This is a genomic window from Phyllobacterium calauticae (assembly GCF_019991125.1).
Lineage (GTDB): Bacteria > Pseudomonadota > Alphaproteobacteria > Rhizobiales > Rhizobiaceae > Phyllobacterium > Phyllobacterium calauticae.
The window spans coordinates 15,909-32,617 of sequence record NZ_JAGENB010000012.1 but is presented as its reverse complement, the minus strand read 5'-3'; the positions used below and the strand labels follow the sequence as shown (position 1 = coordinate 32,617).

Annotated in this window: 13 protein-coding genes; 7 read left to right on the top strand and 6 right to left on the bottom strand. The window is 61.4% G+C overall.

The window, feature by feature from the left end; translation table 11 throughout:
* Positions 1-88: 88 nt before the first annotated feature.
* From J1W56_RS24470 to J1W56_RS24450, 5 genes are read left to right on the top strand one after another with little or no spacing between them, the layout of a single operon-like run.
* Entirely contained in the window at positions 89-952 is an 864-nt protein-coding gene (locus tag J1W56_RS24470) for a branched-chain amino acid ABC transporter permease (RefSeq protein WP_223615893.1), read from the top strand.
* Between the two features lies 1 nt (position 953).
* Positions 954-1,961: a branched-chain amino acid ABC transporter permease gene (locus J1W56_RS24465; protein WP_223615892.1), complete on the top strand. Its 1,008-nt coding sequence runs from the start codon at positions 954-956 to the stop codon at positions 1,959-1,961.
* Positions 1,958-2,722 carry an ABC transporter ATP-binding protein gene (locus J1W56_RS24460; protein ID WP_223615891.1) on the top strand — a complete coding sequence of 255 codons (765 nt, stop codon included), beginning with the start codon at positions 1,958-1,960 and terminating at the stop codon, positions 2,720-2,722. The genes J1W56_RS24465 and J1W56_RS24460 overlap by 4 nt, the downstream gene beginning before the upstream one ends.
* On the top strand, positions 2,703-3,422 hold the full coding sequence (locus J1W56_RS24455; protein ID WP_223615890.1) for an ABC transporter ATP-binding protein: 720 nt from the start codon (positions 2,703-2,705) through the stop codon (positions 3,420-3,422). The genes J1W56_RS24460 and J1W56_RS24455 overlap by 20 nt, the downstream gene beginning before the upstream one ends.
* Before the next feature lie 24 nt (positions 3,423-3,446).
* On the top strand, positions 3,447-4,256 hold the full coding sequence (locus tag J1W56_RS24450; RefSeq protein ID WP_223615889.1) for an alpha/beta fold hydrolase: 810 nt from the start codon (positions 3,447-3,449) through the stop codon (positions 4,254-4,256).
* Positions 4,257-4,266: 10 nt separating this feature from the next.
* Here the strand turns inward: J1W56_RS24450 and J1W56_RS24445 are convergent, their stop codons facing one another.
* From J1W56_RS24445 to J1W56_RS24420, 6 genes are read right to left on the bottom strand one after another with little or no spacing between them, the layout of a single operon-like run.
* Positions 4,267-5,997, bottom strand: coding sequence for a M14 family metallopeptidase (locus tag J1W56_RS24445; RefSeq protein WP_223615888.1), 1,731 nt, complete (start codon positions 5,995-5,997; stop codon positions 4,267-4,269).
* A 16-nt stretch (positions 5,998-6,013) separates the two neighbouring features.
* Positions 6,014-6,868, bottom strand: coding sequence for an ABC transporter permease (locus J1W56_RS24440; protein ID WP_223615887.1), 855 nt, complete (start codon positions 6,866-6,868; stop codon positions 6,014-6,016).
* A gap of 4 nt (positions 6,869-6,872) precedes the next feature.
* Positions 6,873-7,796, bottom strand: a complete 924-nt coding sequence (locus J1W56_RS24435) for an ABC transporter permease (protein WP_223615886.1) — start codon at positions 7,794-7,796, stop codon at positions 6,873-6,875.
* 57 nt (positions 7,797-7,853) lie between these two features.
* Positions 7,854-9,389 carry an ABC transporter substrate-binding protein gene (locus J1W56_RS24430; RefSeq protein ID WP_223615885.1) on the bottom strand — a complete coding sequence of 512 codons (1,536 nt, stop codon included), beginning with the start codon at positions 9,387-9,389 and terminating at the stop codon, positions 7,854-7,856.
* A 36-nt stretch (positions 9,390-9,425) separates the two neighbouring features.
* The gene (locus tag J1W56_RS24425; RefSeq protein ID WP_223615884.1) at positions 9,426-11,258 is read right to left on the bottom strand and encodes an ABC transporter ATP-binding protein; all 1,833 of its coding nucleotides are present in this window, start codon (positions 11,256-11,258) and stop codon (positions 9,426-9,428) included.
* 10 nt (positions 11,259-11,268) lie between these two features.
* On the bottom strand, positions 11,269-11,856 hold the full coding sequence (locus J1W56_RS24420; RefSeq protein WP_105735062.1) for a winged helix DNA-binding protein: 588 nt from the start codon (positions 11,854-11,856) through the stop codon (positions 11,269-11,271).
* 120 nt (positions 11,857-11,976) lie between these two features.
* Between J1W56_RS24420 and J1W56_RS24415 the strand changes: the two genes are divergently transcribed.
* Together J1W56_RS24415 and efeU are read left to right on the top strand one after the other, a co-directional pair.
* Positions 11,977-15,594 carry a hydantoinase B/oxoprolinase family protein gene (locus tag J1W56_RS24415; protein ID WP_223615883.1) on the top strand — a complete coding sequence of 1,206 codons (3,618 nt, stop codon included), beginning with the start codon at positions 11,977-11,979 and terminating at the stop codon, positions 15,592-15,594.
* A gap of 274 nt (positions 15,595-15,868) precedes the next feature.
* Entirely contained in the window at positions 15,869-16,708 is an 840-nt protein-coding gene (gene efeU / locus J1W56_RS24410) for an iron uptake transporter permease EfeU (RefSeq protein WP_223615882.1), read from the top strand.
* Position 16,709: the final 1 nt, after the last annotated feature.

Below are 16,709 nucleotides of genomic sequence, written 5' to 3'. Positions count from 1 at the left end.
ATGTCGATGTGATCTCCCCCCTTGTGGGGGAGATGGGCGGAAGCCCAGAGGGGGGTGATAGCCTTCTTTCCGTGACCGGGATGATCTGATGCAGGTTTTCTTCAGCATAGGCGTCGATGCGCTCGCCTACGGGATGGTGCTTTTCATCATCTCCATCGGCCTGTCCGTGACCATGGGGCTGATGCGCGTCGTCAACCTTGCCCATGGCGCCTTCGCCATGATCGGCGGCTATATCGCGTCCTATGCGGCGCGCGATCTGGGCCTTGGCTACGGTTTTGCCATCATTCTCGCCGTCATCGGCACGATCGTCATCGCTATTCCGCTGGAGCGCTTCCTCTATCGCCGCATCTATGGCGCGCCGGAACTGACGCAGGTGCTGATGACCATCGGCATCACCTTCTGCGTCATCGGCCTCGCCAATTATGTCTTTGGCCCGACATTGAAAACCATTCCCCTTCCCGCCGACCTGCAGGGTCCGGTCAATCTCGGTTTCCGCACCATCGCCGCCCACAAGCTGTTTGCCATTGCTTGCGGCGTCGCCGTGGCGCTCGGCCTGTGGTTCCTCATCGAGCGCACCTCGTTCGGGGTCAAGCTGCGCGCCTCCGTCGACAACACCGCCATGGCCGCTTCGCTCGGCGTGCGCACGCGGATCGTTTATGCCGCAAGCTTTGCGCTCGCTGTGGGGCTTGCTGCCTTCGGCGGCGTGATCGGTGCGGAACTTTTGCCCGTCGAGCCCTATTATGCGCTGCGCTATATGGTGACCTTCCTCGTCGTCGTTTCGGTCGGCGGTGCCGGTTCCATTCCGGGCGCCCTCATTGCCTGCCTTCTGCTTGGCGCCATCGACACGACAGGACGCTATCTCGTGCCCGAATATGGCGAATTCTTCTTCTATCTCGCGGTGATTGCGATCGTCTGGGTGTTCCCGCGCGGCCTTCTCGGAAGGGCGAAATGACATGAGTGCCACCGACATCTCCCCGTCCGCCGCTCCGGCTGTCCGCACGGGCAGGCCGTGGCAGCGTGATCTTATCGGCGTTGCCGTCATCCTCCTGGCTGCTATCGGCGGCTACGTCCTGTTTCCGGACAATCTGGCACTTTTGACCCGCATCATCGCCATCATGCTGCTGGTGCTGTCGCTTGACCTCGTCACCGGCTATTGCGGTGTTGCAACCCTCGGCCATGCTGCGCTGTTCGGTGCGGGGGCCTATGCGGCAGGCATTGCGGCCGTCACCTTTGGCATCACCGAACCGTTGAGCATGATCGGTATTGGCGCGATCGCCGGAGCCGTTGCCGGTCTTGTCTCCGGTGTCGTCATCCTGCGCGGCCATGGCCTTGCGCAACTGGTCCTGTCCATTGCGGTCATTCACCTCTTCCATGAAGCGGCCAACAAGGCGTCCACCTATACCGGCGGCAGCGACGGCCTTTCCGGCATCGCACCCGATCCGCTGCTTGGGCTCTTTGCCTTCGATCTCTGGGGGCGGACGGCCTACGTCTTCGGTATCGTCCTGCTCATCGCTGTCTTTGTTCTCCTGCGTATCCTCGTGCGCTCGCCCTTCGGCATGCTGTGCCGCGGTATCCGCCAGGACCCTGTCCGCGTCAGCGCCATGGGCGCTTCGGTCAAGGCGAGCCTGATCAGGATGTATGTGATATCGGGCGCCGTTGCCGGCATTGGCGGTGCGCTCAATGCGGTGTCAACGCAGGTCGTCGGGCTTGACAGCCTGAGCTTCACCAACTCAGCCGAGGCGCTGGTCATGCTGGTGCTGGGCGGTGCGGGCTCGCTCTTTGGCGCGCTTGCCGGCACGGTCGTGTTCATGTGGTTCGAACATGTGGTCTCCGCCGCCAATCCGTTTCACTGGCTGACCATTGTCGGCGCCTTGCTGATTGCAGTGGTGCTCTTCGCGCCGAAGGGGCTCTATGGCACGGCGGCAGATCTCGCCAGACGTTTTGCAAGGAGCAAGCCATGAGTACGGTCTTTGCAGTCGAACGGCTGAAAAAATCCTTTGGCGGGCTGGATGTCACCCGGGATGTTTCGCTGTCCATGGCACGGGGAGACCGGCTGGCGCTGATCGGCCCGAATGGCGCGGGGAAAACCACCTTCGTCAATCTGGTGACCGGGCACCTGCAGGCGAGTTCCGGACGGGTGCTGATGGATGGCGAGGATATCTCCCGCTTCAGTCCGATGCGGCGCGTGCGTGCCGGGCTCGTGCGTTCCTTTCAGGTCACCCGGTTGTTCTCGGAAATGACGCCCGAGGAGCATGTGGCGCTGGCCATCCTGCAACGCGAGGGCAAATCCGGGCGCATGGCCGGGAATTTTCATGCCATGCCGCAGGTGATGCGCGAAATGCGCGGCATCCTTGAAACGCTCAATCTTGGTGCGCTTGCATCCGTGCCGGTGGGCGCGATCGCCTATGGCCAGCAGCGCCTCCTGGAAATTGCCCTGGCGATGGCGCTGCGCCCGAAGGTGCTGCTGCTGGATGAACCGGCGGCGGGCGTGCCGCACAGCGATACGTTCCTGATCGAAAATGCGCTTGCGCAATTGCCGGGTGATCTCGCGGTGCTGATGATCGAGCATGACATGGATCTTGTTTTCCGCTTTGCCAAGCGCGTCGTGGTGCTGGCTGCCGGGGCGGTCATCTTCGATGGTTCGCCACGCGACGTGACCGAAGATGCGCGGGTGCGCGAAGCCTATCTGGGGAGCTATGCCCATGCCAGCAGCGCAGCTTGAAGTGGAAAACCTGTGCGCGGGCTATGGCCCGACGCGGGTGATCGAGAATATTTCTTTCACCGCGGCAGCCGGGTCACGCGTGGCCGTGCTCGGCCGCAACGGCGTCGGCAAGACGACACTATTCGCAACACTTGCCGGACAGACGAAGCGCTATGACGGGACCATCAAACTCGGCAACAGCGACCTGACCGCGATGGACAGCGCCGCGCGCGCCTGGAGCGGGCTCGGTTTCGTTCCGCAGTCGCGGGCGATTTTTCCATCGCTGACGGTGGAGGAGAATCTTTTCGTCGGCCTGAAAGGCAGGCCGCGCAGCGCATTGCAGGAAGCCTATGACATGTTTCCGCGCCTGTACGAACGGCGCACCAATTCCGGTTCAAAACTGTCAGGCGGCGAACAACAGATGCTGTCCACGGCCCGCACCATCCTTGGCCGCCCTTCCCTGTTGCTTCTGGACGAACCGCTGGAGGGACTGGCGCCGGTTATCTGCGAGGAACTGATGGCGGCGTTTTCACGCCTCGCTTCCAGCGGTGAAATGACGATCCTCCTGGTGGAGCAGCGCATCCAGAGCGCCTTGGAATTTGCCGAGCGTGTCATTATTCTCGAACGCGGTCGCATCGTCTGGGACGGCTCGTCGGAGCAGTTGTCCAGGGACGATGAAACGGTTCATCAGCTGCTTGGCGTGTCGAGCCTTGCCCATTGAAGCCTTGTTCCGACTGGGGGCGCCATGACATTCAAGGACGACGATCTGACGATGTTCGAGGCGGATGGCGCGGCGCCTTTGCCCGCGGCAAGCGGTGAAGGCTATGTCGAGCATGATGGCGCGCGGATCTGGTATGCGTCCTACGGCTCCGGCGCTCCGGTGATCCTCCTGCATGGCGGCCTCGGTCACAGCGGCAACTGGGGGTATCAGGTTCCTGCCCTGGTCCATTCCGGCCACCGGGTCATTCTCATCGACAGCCGCGGCCATGGTCGCAGCACGCGGGACGAGCGACCCTATACCTATCACCTGATGGCGTCGGATGTTCTCGCTGTGATGGATAGATTGCAGCTTGCAAAAGCGGCACTTGTCGGCTGGAGCGACGGTGCCTGCATTGCGCTGGTGCTTGCCAGCCAAAAGCCGGATCGCGTCACGGGTGTTTTCTTCTTCGGCTGCAACATGGATCCGAGCGGCACCCGGGAATTCGTTCCGACGCCAGTGATCGACCGGTGTTTTGCCCGCCATAAGAAGGATTACGCCGCGCTTTCGGCAACGCCGGATGACTTCGACGCTTTTGTCGGCGCGGTCAGCCTGATGATGCAGACCGAACCCAATTATAACACCGCCGATCTCGGCAGAATCCGCGTGCCTGTTGCCATCGTGCAGAGCGAGCATGACGAGTTCATCAAACCCGAACACGCTGCCTATCTCGCCCGCAGCATTCCCGGTGCCGAACTGATCAGCCTGCCCGGCGTCAGCCATTTTGCCCCGCTACAGAGGCCGGAGCTGTTCAATGGGGCGGTGCTGAGTTTCCTGAAGCGCGTCGACAGGCGCTGATGATCCTTGTTCAGGCCACGGATTCGATCATCTGAAACGCATCATATGCGGCAAGAACCGTTTCCATCTGCGCGGTATGTCCGGCGATGAACGCGTCGCCATATATCGTTTCATCGGGGTATTCCGTGATCAGCGTCAACGGCACGTCATGCCTGTCATCGACCGAGATCAGGCAGGGAAAGCCGTTGATGATGCGGAAACCGGTTTCACCCGCATGGGTTTCGTAGAGGCTGATCTGCCTGTCGTTGAAGGCGACGAGCCCCGGCACGGCGGCCAGGCGCCGGGTCACCGCATCGATGAAGTGCTCGGCCCGCTCTTCCCATCCGTGCTGGTAACGCATGATGAGGAAGAAACCTTTCGGCAAGGTCCACATGGCAAAGCCGCGCGGCACATAACCGGAAAGCGGCCGTGTCCATTCATGGGCGGGGTAGCCATGTAGGTTGATGTGCAGGCGTGCGCCACTCAGGCGCAGTGCCTCAAAGCGGATCGCTTTCTCGTAAGGCTGAGCGGCGGTGCGGTATTCCAGGTCGTCGCCCAGCGCCGTGTAGCGCGCCGCATGGTGCATATGCCGCGGATTGTCGGTGCGCAGACGATGGTGCACGGCGTAACCATCCGGATTTTCCAGCGGCGAAATGGTGAAGTGCGCGCCGGGACGATCTGCCAGTGCCTGCGCTCCGCGCAACGCACCGATGATACCGGTTGTTTCATTCGGGTGCTGGCCGCCGCTGATCATGACGGCGGCATCGGTGCCCCTGTGGTAGCGGGCTTGAACCACCCTCCCGGCACGGGAGCGTGCCTCGAAAGTTTCGCCCTCGATGCCGGAAAGTTCCGTGCGGACCTGTGCAACGAAGATGGGCGCATGCGCCGTCGCAAGAGACTGTGCCTCGCCGGATACTTCGGATGTATCGAGCGTGCGGGTTTCGATCCGGACCGCTGGGGCGCCCTCGCCCCGGACAATCTCCGGGATGATCTGGCCGGGCTGCAGCCCGCGGTCGCCGAGCGGACGGCCGGATTTTTTCTGGAATACTTCCAGCAGAGAAAAATAGAAGTCTTCGTGCAGCGCCTCGCGCAGGCTGATGACTTCATCGCCGAATGGCAGCGGCTGGTCGGCCATGGGCAGAGTTGCGCGGATGTTGAGCTCGCCGAAATAGGGCTCGGTATTGCCCCAGTCGTGATCGATCACGGCGCGCATGGCATTGGCGAACAGGGCCTCATAGTCGGTCTCGAGGCGTGTGCCCTCGAAGGCGCCGTTCAGCCTGATCCAGCCGGTGGGCGAGACAAGGGTTTCGCCGATGAAATCCATATTGATCCGATTGGGGGCGAAAACCTTGTGCTCAGCCCTGCGGCCGTCCTTGTAGACCAGCGTCACGTCATAGGTGAAGGGTGCACTGCTGCCGGTTTCAAAGCGCAGCTCGGCGGTGCCGGTCAGCGCTGCCAGCGGATAGGTCTCGAGGAGAAAGCGGTTCTGCGGGCAGTTTTCGTGCACGGGATAGGCGATGGTAATGCTCTTGAGCGCATCCGTATTTACGTCCTCAAGAAAGAAATGCAGGAGCGGCTTGTAGGCGCTGTGCAGGCGTGCCTCGACACCGAAAGCCGCAAGCCTTGCCTCGGCGGCGCGGCGGCTCGGCGCATCCTCGAACAGCCAGGCTTCGAAGCGCGTGCCACGGGCGGCCGCCTCGCCATAGGTTGCAAGGAGCTGGTCGAGGGTGCGGTTGAAACCGCTTTCATAAATAAGTGTCATTTCAATTCACTGTTGATTAGCGCGATGTTCGTCCGGTGGGATCAAGGCTGTCGCGCAGCCAATCGCCCAGAAGGTTCAAGCCCAGTACGGTCAGGAGAATGGCAAGGCCGGGAAAGACGCTGACCCACCACGCATTCTGCAGGTAGGTGCGCCCGTCCGCGAGCATGCCGCCCCAGCTCGGGATCAGCGGATCGACACCAAGGCCGAGAAAGGTCAGGCTGCTCTCCAGCAGGATGTTGGTGGCGACGTTGAGGGTCATCAGCACGATGACCGGGCCGATCAGGTTGGGCAGCAGATGCTGGAACAGAATGCGGTGGTCTTTCACACCGATGGCACGCGCCGAGAGGATGAATTCCCGGTCCCGCAACGACAGCACCGAGCCGCGCACCAGCCGGGCATATTGCACCCATTGCGAGACGATCAGCAGGATGATCATGTTGGTCAGGCCGCCGCCGGCAATGGCAATGAAGGTGATGGCAAGAAGGATGAACGGCATGGCGAGCTGCACATCGGCAAACCGCATCACCACCATGTCCCAGAAGCCGCGGTAATAACCGGAGATCAGGCCCATTACCACGCCGATGACGACAGCGCCGGCAACGGAGATGAACCCGACCTGCAGCGAAATCTTGCCGCCAGTGATCACCCGCGCCAGCACGTCACGGCCAAGCGGATCGGTGCCGAAAGGATGCGCCCATTTCACGAAAGGCGGCAGCAGGCGTGCCATCAGGTCGATCTTTTCAGCGCCGCCCGGAAAGATGACGCTGGAGAAGATGACGGCGAGGCACATGCCGCCGGCGAGCAGCGCGCCGAGGATGAATTCCAGATTGCGGAACCGCGCAAATCGAGGGGTGGAGGCTACGGCAGACATGGGCTTACTCCGTCCGGATGCGCGGGTCGACAAGGCCATAGGCGATGTCGACGAGAAGATTGACGCCGATGATCATCAGGGAAAGGACTGTGATGACCGCCTGCAGCACGGGATAGTCGCGCGCGCCGACCGCATCGAATGCGAGTGTGCCGAGACCCGGCCAGTTGAACACGCGCTCGACCACCACGATACCGCCGAGCAGGCCGCCGAACTGCAGGCCGAAATAGGTGATCAGCGGAATGGCGCAATTGCGCAGCGCGTGCTTGTACAGCACGACATTCTCGCTGAGGCCCTTGGCGCGGGCCACCATGATGTATTGCGAATTGAGGGTTTCCAGCATGGCGGTGCGCACCAGGCGCACATTGGTGGCGGTGAGGATGATACCCATGGTTACAGCGGGCATGATGAAACTCTCGAAACCGTTCATGCCGCTTGGCGGTAGCCATTTCAACGTGATGGCGAACAAAAGCACCAGCATGAGCGCCAGCCAGAAATTCGGGAAGGACAGGCCGACCAGCGACAGGATGCGGATCGCCTGATCCGCCCACTTGCCCCGCGACGTTGCTGCCTTGATGCCGAGCGGGATCGAGATGGCGATGGAAACGATCAGGGAGGAGAAGGCAAGGAGCAGCGTCGCGGGCAAGGCGGCGGCGAGCAGGGTGGAGACCTTCGTGCCGCCAAGGAAGCTGCGGCCGAAATCCAGCGTGAACAACCCCTTGATGAAGCCGAAATACTGGACAAGAAACGGTTGGTTGAGACCGAGCGCCTCGCGGATGCGGACAAGGTCCGCTTCGGTGACGCTGCCTGCGCCTTGTGTCAGCATCAGCGCCGGGTCGCCGGTGAGGCGAATGGCGAACGCCACGATGAGCGTCACGACAATGACGACGAAGATCGCCTGCAGAAAGCGTTTGATGAGAAAACCAGCCACGTCTCTATCCTTCAATCCTTGGCCCGCCGCCCCTTGAAAGGCGACGGGCCTGTTTTGCTACTCGACCGTGACATCCGTCAGCCGCAGGCGGCTGTCGGGGACAGGCGTAAAATTCTTCACGCGCTTGCTCACGCCGAAAATGGCATTGTAATTGTAGAGCGGAATTTCCAGCGCCCGATCCGCCGTGTAGTGGGCGATGGACTTGAGGATTTCCTCGCGCTTTGCCCGGTCGGTAATGGAGCGCTGCGATTCCAGCAGCGCATCCAGCTTGGGATCGCTGTCATAGGGGTTCCACTTTTCACCCGAGTGATACATGGAATAGGCGGTGTTATCGTAGTCGAGCGTCCAGCCGCCCCATGCCTGTTCGAACATCGCACCGGTCTTGCCCGCCGGAATGATGTCGTTGAGCAGGACGTTGGTTTCGTAGGGCTTGATCGTGGCGTTGAGCCCGATGACCTGGAGATAGCTGGCGATGGCCTGCGACACCTCGTTGAAGGTGGAGTCGTTGCCGCGCACGTCGATCTGCAGCGTGGTGCCCGCTGCAATGCCCGCTTCCTTCAGCAGGGCTTTGGCTTTCTCCGGATCGTAGGGCAGCGGCTTCATGTCGGGATCATTGCCGAAGGACAGGGCGCCCTGGAAGCTGGCAATCGGTGCTGCCTGGCCGCCAAGGATGGTCTGGATAATCGCATCGCGATCAACGCCAAGGATCAAAGCCTTGCGCACCCGTTCATCCGCCGTCGGTCCGCTCTTGGTGTTGAAGCGCAGGGCATAGACGGTCGGTCCGGCGGTGCTGACCACTTCCAGCTTCGGATCGGCCTGAATGGTCGGGATCATGCCGACGGGAATTGTGGGAGGAATGACCAGATCGACACGGCCTGCCTGCAATTCGGCAACGGCCGTCGCAGGTTCCGCGATGAAGCGATATTCGAGGTTGGAGAGTTTTGGTGCACCGCCCCAATGGTCGGCAAAGGCTTCGAGCTTGATGCCGATCTTCGGCTCGTAGGCGACGACCTTGAACGGGCCGGTGCCGACGGGATGGGCGTTGAAATAATCGTCACCCTTTTCCTGGATGTATTTCGGCGGCACGATCATCGCGCCATAACCGGCAAGCTTGGTCAGAAGCACCGGATCCGGCGCCTTCAGATGGAAATCGACGGTCTTGGCGTCGATAATTTCCACCTTGTCGATGGCGGCATAGTTGGAACGCTGCGGACCCTTCTTGCCTTCTTCGCCGAGAAGACGGTCGAAGGTGAATTTGACGGCTTCCGCATTGAAGGGTTCGCCGTCATGGAATTTCACGCCTTCGCGCAGGGTGAAGCGGATGCGCTTGCCCTCGTCCAGCTCTTCCCAGGCGGTGGCAAGGCCGGGCACCAGTTTCAGATCGGCGCCGCGATAGGTCAGGCCATCATAGATATTGGTGGCAACCGAGGCCCAGTTGACGAGAAATGTATCGATCGGATCCCAGCTGCCCGGGTCCTGCGGCGACGAAATGGTCAGCGTACCCGCCGCCCATGCGGGTGCTGCGAGCAAGGCTGTCCCTGCAAGACCCAGCGCCAGAAACGCTGCATGTATTCCCCGTCGTGTTCTTATCATTGTTGTGTTCTCCTCATTATATGTAGACGTTGTGGTTCAGGCGGCACTCGCCACAAAGTGGCCGGGTGCAATTTCGGTTCGCTTGAAAATGGCAGGTTCGTCGCCGACGCGGCGAATGGGGCTTGGTATTTCGCCTTCCAGCATGGTCCGGTTGCGCGCGCGCGCGGGATCAGCCACGGGGACTGCCGACAAAAGGCGCTGGGTATAGGGATGCGCCGGGGTTTCGAAGATCTGCTGGCGGGTGCCGATTTCCACGACCTGGCCCAGATAAAGCACGGCGACGCGATGGCTCATCTTTTCAACGACAGCCATGTCATGGCTGATGAAGAGATAGGAGAGGCCCTGCTGCTCCTGCAATTCCATGAACAGGTTGAGGATTTGCGCCTGAATGGACACGTCGAGCGCCGACAGCGCCTCGTCGGCAATGATCAGTTTGGGATTGGAAGCAAGCGCGCGGGCAATGCAGACGCGCTGGCGCTGGCCGCCGGAAAACTCGTGCGGATAGCGGCTGGCATGGGCGCTGGTCAGGCCGACCCGTTCCAGCAATTCATCGACCCGTTTCTGGATCGGCTTGCTGCCGTTGATCAATGCGTGGGTGCGGATGGGTTCGGCGATGGAGAAGCCGACGGTCTTGCGAGGATCGAGCGAGGCAAACGGGTCCTGGAAAATATACTGGATTTCCTGCCGCAGCTTTTGCCGTTCCGTACCATTCATCGATGAGACGGGACGCCCGTCGAACAGAATGGTGCCCGAGGTTTCTTTCTGCAGTTGCTGGATCGTGCGGCCGATCGTGGATTTCCCCGAACCGGACTCGCCGACAAGCGCAAGAGTTTCGCCGGGATGGATGTCGAACGAAACCTTCTCAACCGCATGGACCCGGTGGGTAACGCCGCCGAAAATGCCCTTCTTGATATTGAAACGGGTGACGAGATCACGCACTGAAAGGACGGGCGGCAGGCCGTAGCGGGCCGTGTCCTGAACATGCTCGCCGCCGACAAGGCGGGGTGTGTCACCGTCCATGACCGTCAGCGGCAGGCGCTTGGGATAGGCCTCTCCGGTCATGCTGCCGAGCTTTGGTACGGCGGCGAGCAGGGTCTGGGTATAGGGATGCTGCGGGCGGGCGAAAATATCGGCAACCGGGCCTTCCTCGACCTTCCGGCCTTTCCACATCACCACCACGTCGTCGGCCATTTCGGCGACAACGCCCATGTCGTGGGTGATGAAGATCACCGCCATGCCAAGTTCGGTCTGCAGCTCGCGGATGATGGTCAGAATCTGCGCCTGTATGGTGACATCGAGCGCGGTTGTCGGCTCATCGGCGATCAGCAGTTTCGGACGGCAGGCAAGCGCCATGGCGATCATGACGCGCTGGCGCATGCCGCCGGACAGCTGGTGCGGGTAGCGGCCAAGCAGATCGGCAGCGTCGGGCAGGCGCACCATGTCCAGAAGCCTCCTGGCCTCGGCCAGCGCCGCCTGTTTGGACATGCCCTCATGCAGGATCAGAACTTCGGCGATCTGGTCGCCGATGGTGAACACCGGGTTGAGCGAGGTCATCGGCTCCTGGAAGATCATGGCGATCTCCTTGCCGCGAATGCCGCGCATGGTTTTCTGCGTGGCGGTGGTCAGGTCGATCCGCCCCTGGCGGCTTTCGAACAGCACCTGGCCGGTGGGGAACTGGCCGCCCATCATATCGGCAAGCCGCATGACGGAAAGCGAGGTCACGGACTTGCCCGACCCGGATTCGCCGACAATGGCAAGCGTGCGCCCTGCCCGCACCGAAAAGCTCAGATTCTCCACGACACGCGACGGACCGAACGCGACGGAAAGATTGTCCACGGCCAAGAGCGGGGCTGAAGCAGTATCGGTCACGCAGCTATCCTTAAAGTGTGGTGGCGGCGCGGGCCGCCTGATCGTAGGCGCCGGAGAGAAAGCGCAGAACGGCGGCGATTTCCGACAGCGTATCCTCGGCCGGCCGGGCATTGGTCGTCGATGCCACGAACAGCCGCTCGCGAATCTGGGCGTAGCGCGTGCAGGCATCGGCGCCCTTGTTGGTAATCTTGATCGTCTTTTCCTTGGCGGCCTTGCCGGTGGTGACGAGCCCGGCCGCTTCCAGCTTGCGGATGGCATAGGTGGCGACATGCGTGTCTTCGATATCGAGAACCAGACAGATGTCGGCGAGCTTCTTTTCGCGGCCGCGATGCCGCACGGAGTGGAGAATGAGAATTTCCGTGGCGGAAAGCCCCGGCAGTCCGGCGGCCGCCATGCAGCGCACCATCCAGCGGGAAAAGGCGTGGGAGGCGAGGATCATGCCGTATTCGACTTCGGAAAGGCCGGGCGAACCGCCCTCGGCAAGATGGGCTGACGAGACAATGGGACCAATGGAGGAGACGGGTTTGAGATGCTTCGGCAGTGCCGTTGCAAATTGTTCGAGATCCGCCGTGGTGTGGTCTTTCGGACCAGTCGTCATTCTGCTTGCCTCCGCCTTGACGAATTTATATCATCATTTTATCGACATATTGTCAATGACGCTATAGTCTATTAATTGGGCATGCTTACAAATGTGGCAGTCGATCAAGAGGAGTGCGGGATGAGCATCGGAAGCTGGGATTTCTGGGTCGACCGGGGCGGCACGTTTACCGATGTCATCGGGCGCGATCCGCACGGCGTGCTGCATGCCCGCAAGGTGCTGTCCGAAAATCCCGAGGCCTACAAGGATGCCGCCGTGCAGGGCATCCGCCTGCACCTTGGGCTGAAACCGGGCGAAGCCATTCCGGCGGGGCGCATCGGCGAAGTGCGCATGGGCACGACCGTTGCCACCAATGCCCTGTTGGAGCGCAAGGGCGAACGGCTTGCCCTTGTGACGACCAGGGGATTTCGCGATGCGCTGCGCATTGGCTATCAGGAACGCAAGAACATCTTTGCCACCGAGATCATCAAGGCCGAGGCGCTTTACGACCGGGTTGTCGAAATCAATGAGCGCGTGCTCGCCGATGGCACGGTTGAAATCGCCTTTGACGAAGTGCAGGCGCGCGCAGCCCTGAAAGCGTTGAAGGATGAAGGCTATGACGCGATCGCCATCGTGTTCATGCATGCCTACAAATTTCCGGCGCACGAGGCTGCCATGGCCGCAATCGCCCGGGAGATTGGTTTTGCCCAGGTATCCGTCAGCCACGAGGTTTCGCCGCTGATCAAGCTGGTCGGGCGCGGCGATACCACTGTCATCGACGCCTATCTCTCGCCGGTCCTGCGCCGCTACGTGGCGCAGGTGTCGGCAGAGCTGGACATTGCCCGCACCGGCGCGCGCGTCATGTTCATGATGTCCTCGGGCGGTCTGACCGCCGCCGATATGTTCCAGGGCAAGGATGCCATCCTGTCGGGCCCGGCCGGCGGCGTTGTCGGCCTGGCCCGTACTGGCGAAGAAGCAGGTTTTCCCAATGTCATCGGCTTCGACATGGGTGGCACATCAACGGATGTCGCGCATTTCGACGGCGAGTATGAGCGTGCTTTCGAGACGGAGGTTGCTGGTGTGCGTGTGCGCGCGCCGATGATGCTCATCCACACGGTTGCCGCCGGTGGCGGGTCCATCCTGCATTTCGATGCCGGGCGTTTCCGTGTCGGTCCCGATTCAGCCGGTGCCAATCCCGGTCCCGCCTGCTATCGCAATGGCGGCCCGCTGGCCGTGACCGATGCCAATGTCATGGTCGGCAAGCTCCTGCCCGAATTTTTCCCGCCGATCTTCGGACCGGACCAGAACCAGCCGCTGGATGTCGATGCCGTGCGCTCGCGCTTTGCCGAACTGGCAGGTCGGATCGGCGATGGCCGCAGCCCGGAAGATGTGGCTGACGGTTTTATCCGCATCGCCGTTGCCAATATGGTCGAGGCGATCAAGAAGATTTCCGTGCAGCGCGGTTATGACGTGACGCGCTATGCGCTGAGCTGCTTCGGCGGCGCCGGCGGCCAGCACGCATGCCTGGTTGCCGATGCACTGGGCATGAAGAGCATTCTCGTTCATCCGATGTCGGGTCTGCTGTCGGCCTATGGCATGGGCCTTGCCGATATCCGGGCGACCCGGCAGAAGGCGCTGGGTGTGCCGCTCGATCCGGCCGCCCCTGCCCCGCTTGCCGGTCTGGCCGCGGAGCTCCAGCAAGAATGCCTGTCCGAGCTCAATGCGCAGGGTATCGCCGAAAGTGAGATCACCACCATCGTGCGTGCCCATATCCGCTATGCCGGTACGGATACCGTGCTGGCCGTCGAGGCGACCTTTCCGGCGCATGACGATATCGGCCGTTTGCGGCGCGAGTTCGAAATCCTGCACAAGCGCCGCTTTGGGTTTGTCGCCGAAAACAAGGCGCTCGTTATCGACGCGGCGGAAGTGGAGACCGTCGGCGGCGGTGCCGGTCAAGCCGAGACGGCTGTCGATGCGACAGCCACCGGTGAGCCGGATGCGGTGCGGCACAACCGCTTCTATTCGCAAGGGTCCGCGCATGACGCGGCCGTGGTGCTGCGCGATGCGATGCAGCCCGGCCAGCGCCTCACCGGTCCGGCCATCATCATCGAGCCCAACCAGACCATCGTTATCGAGGACGGCTGGCAGGCGGAACTGACGGCCAAGAACCATATCGTTCTCAAGCGCATCAGGGCGCTGCCGGACCGTTCGGCCATCGGCACGAAAGCCGACCCGGTCATGCTGGAGATTTTCAATAATCTCTTCATGTCGATCGCCGAGCAGATGGGCGTGACGCTGCAGAACACCGCCTATTCCGTCAATATCAAGGAACGGCTGGATTTCTCCTGCGCCGTTTTCGATGCGGAAGGCAATCTTGTCGCCAATGCACCGCATATGCCGGTGCATCTCGGTTCGATGGATGCTTCCGTCGCTGCCGCCATTCGTGAGAATCCGGTCATTCACCCCGGCGATGTCTTCCTCATCAATGCCCCCTATAATGGCGGCACCCACCTGCCCGACCTGACGGTCTGCACGCCGGTGTTTGACGATGCCGGTACGACGATCCGTTTCTGGGTGGCGAGCCGTGGCCACCATGCGGATATCGGCGGCATCGCGCCGGGCTCCATGTCGCCGCTGGCAACGACCATCGAAGAAGAAGGCGTCTACATCGACAATTTCAAGCTGCTGGATCGCGGCCGTTTCTGCGAGGACGAACTGGCGGCATTGCTAACCGGTGCCCGCTACCCCGTGCGCACGCTGCTGCAGAACGTCAATGACCTGAAGGCGCAGGTTGCCGCCAATGAAAAGGGCGTGGCGGAGCTGCGCAAGATGATCAGCCATTTCGGCGAGGATGTCGTCGAAGCCTATATGGGCCATGTGCAGGACAATGCCGCCGAGAGCGTGCGCCGCGTCCTCGACCAGCTGCAGGACGGCAGCTTCACCTATGAGATGGATCAGGGGTGCAGCATCGTCGTCAAAATCTCGGTCGACAAAGTTGCGCGCGAGGTGACCGTCGATTTCACCGGCACGTCGGAACAGCGTTCCGACAATTTCAACGCACCGCGCCCGGTGACGCGCGCTGCCGTGCTCTATGTCTTCCGGACACTGGTGCAGAGCGACATTCCGATGAATGCCGGATGTCTGCGCCCGATCCATATCATTGTTCCCGATGGCACCATGCTCTCGCCGGAATATCCCGCTGCGGTTGTCGCGGGGAATGTCGAGGTCAGCCAGGCCGTCACGAACTGCCTGTTCGGTGCGGTGGGTGCGCAGGCTGCCGCGCAAGGGACGATGAACAATCTCACCTTCGGCAATGACCAGTACCAGTATTACGAGACGATCTGCTCCGGCGCCCCGGCTGGCCCCGGCTATAACGGCGCCGATGCCATTCACACCCACATGACCAACTCCCGGCTGACCGATCCGGAGATTCTCGAAACGCGCTTCCCGGTGGTGCTGGAAGACTTCCACATCCGCGCCGGTTCCGGCGGCAAGGGAAAGTGGTCCGCCGGGAACGGCACGCAGCGGACGATCCGTGCACAGGAAAAGCTCGACTTCGCCATTCTTTCCGGTCATCGCCGTGTGGCACCGTTCGGCCTGCAGGGCGGAGAGCCGGGGCAGACCGGCTCCAATGCGGTGCGCCGCAGAAATGGGGCCGTCGAAGCGCTGCAGGGCTGTGCGCACACCGTGCTGGAAGCGGGTGAAGCCTTCATCATCGTCACGCCGACGGGCGGCGGCTACGGCAAGCCCGAGGCATGAATTTTCCGGCAGGTTTGCCTTTCCTCCCGGTAAAACCTGCCTGAAGACCTCATGTTCTGCAACCAGTGGTATTTGCAAGCGCTGCAAAGGGCGCATTTTCGTGTCGCAAAATAGTGGACAAAACCACTCAACATACGGAAAAGATTACAGAAATTCGCCGTCGCATCTTCTTAGAATTCTTCTAATATATTGTTATTGCTTCGTTTTTCGTCCCGGTTTATGACTTGCCCAGCGCTGCGCAACATCGGGCTGGCCGCGCCGAGGATTGGTTTTAATGCTTGTTCCATTTTTGATTATGCTGCGCGAGGGCATTGAGGCCGCGCTGATTGTCGGCATTGTTGCGAGTTATTTGAAGCAGACCGGTCGCGGTGCCTGGATGCCTGCCGTGTGGGTGGGCATTCTGCTTGCCGTTGCCCTGTCCCTGTTCGTGGGCGCGGGCCTGCAGATGGTCAGTGCGCAGTTTCCCCAGAAAGCCCAGGAATTTTTCGAAGCCCTTGTCGGCTTCATCGCGGTGATCGTGCTGTCATCCATGGTCTTCTGGATGCGCAAGGCTGCCCGCTCCATCAAATCGGAACTGCACACATCCATCGACGATGCGCTCGCCCATTCCTCCGGGCAGGGAGCGGCGCTGGTTGCCATGGTCTTCTTTGCGGTGGCCCGCGAGGGACTTGAATCCGTCTTCTTCCTCCTGGCCATTTTTCAGCAGAGCGCGAACTCCGATGCGCCGCTCGGTGCGCTTCTGGGCATCCTGGTTTCCATCGGTCTCGGCTACGGCATCTATGCCGGCGGTGTCCGTCTCAACCTGAAGCGGTTCTTTTACTGGACAGGCCTGTTCATCCTCGTGGTGGCCGCAGGCATCCTTGCCGGTTCGCTGCGGCACCTGCATGAAGCGGGCGTCTGGAACAGCCTGCAGACGGTGGTGTTCGATTTGAGCAACGTGCTGCCGGTCAGCAGCGCCTTCGGTACGCTGCTTTCAGGCATGTTCGGCTATCAGGATATGCCGACGCTGGGAGAGATCATCGCCTATGTCGTGTTTCTCGCCGTCAGCCTGTTCTTCTTTCTGCGGCCTGCGCAGCGTCAAACCGCTGCCGCAGCGTCCCGGCCAACCCACTGAA

Coding starts and splice junctions, on each gene's coding strand:
- J1W56_RS24450 (WP_223615889.1), top strand. CDS start 3,447: ATGACATTCAAGGACGACGATCTGACGATGTTCGAGGCGGATGGCGCG.
- J1W56_RS24415 (WP_223615883.1), top strand. CDS start 11,977: ATGAGCATCGGAAGCTGGGATTTCTGGGTCGACCGGGGCGGCACGTTT.
- J1W56_RS24420 (WP_105735062.1), bottom strand. CDS start 11,856: ATGACGACTGGTCCGAAAGACCACACCACGGCGGATCTCGAACAATTT.
- J1W56_RS24455 (WP_223615890.1), top strand. CDS start 2,703: ATGCCAGCAGCGCAGCTTGAAGTGGAAAACCTGTGCGCGGGCTATGGC.
- J1W56_RS24470 (WP_223615893.1), top strand. CDS start 89: ATGCAGGTTTTCTTCAGCATAGGCGTCGATGCGCTCGCCTACGGGATG.
- J1W56_RS24460 (WP_223615891.1), top strand. CDS start 1,958: ATGAGTACGGTCTTTGCAGTCGAACGGCTGAAAAAATCCTTTGGCGGG.
- J1W56_RS24440 (WP_223615887.1), bottom strand. CDS start 6,868: ATGTCTGCCGTAGCCTCCACCCCTCGATTTGCGCGGTTCCGCAATCTG.
- J1W56_RS24465 (WP_223615892.1), top strand. CDS start 954: ATGAGTGCCACCGACATCTCCCCGTCCGCCGCTCCGGCTGTCCGCACG.
- efeU (WP_223615882.1), top strand. CDS start 15,869: ATGCTTGTTCCATTTTTGATTATGCTGCGCGAGGGCATTGAGGCCGCG.
- J1W56_RS24445 (WP_223615888.1), bottom strand. CDS start 5,997: ATGACACTTATTTATGAAAGCGGTTTCAACCGCACCCTCGACCAGCTC.
- J1W56_RS24430 (WP_223615885.1), bottom strand. CDS start 9,389: ATGATAAGAACACGACGGGGAATACATGCAGCGTTTCTGGCGCTGGGT.